Below are 388 nucleotides of genomic sequence, written 5' to 3' on the forward strand. Positions count from 1 at the left end.
CCCATATACGATAACCTTTTTTAAGCATTGCTTCTTCATTATCTATATGAGTATCTTCATCAATAAGTACTCCAATTCCATAATCAAAAGTTGTTTCATTCTTTTTGGTAGGGCTGCATAGACCATATAAATCTTTTTTACCATCTGGCCTCATATTCCTAATTTCTTCTACTAAATGTTCTTTATGACATTCCCCCCAAAAGTCAGGAATATCATGATTACCAGCCTCATTCATAATTTCATTACTAAATGCTCGTACCTTTGCAATAAATCTTTGTTTGCCTGTTTCTTCAATCCTATAATTCATAGTGTTTCCGCCTTCCAATATAATTTTAATGGCCAAAGGGTTAAAGAGACAGAGTTGAGTTCCTTTTCTTTTAGCTAACTT

Annotated in this window: 1 protein-coding gene; it reads right to left on the minus strand. The window is 33.0% G+C overall.

Annotation, left to right across the window (positions count from 1 at the left end; all coding sequences use genetic code 11):
* A partial coding sequence (locus D7W82_RS39890; protein ID WP_199728055.1) for a GyrI-like domain-containing protein occupies positions 1-388 on the minus strand: 388 nt, incomplete at both ends.

The organism is Corallococcus sp. CA049B, assembly GCF_003611685.1.
Taxonomy (GTDB): Bacteria; Myxococcota; Myxococcia; order Myxococcales; family Myxococcaceae; genus Corallococcus; species Corallococcus coralloides.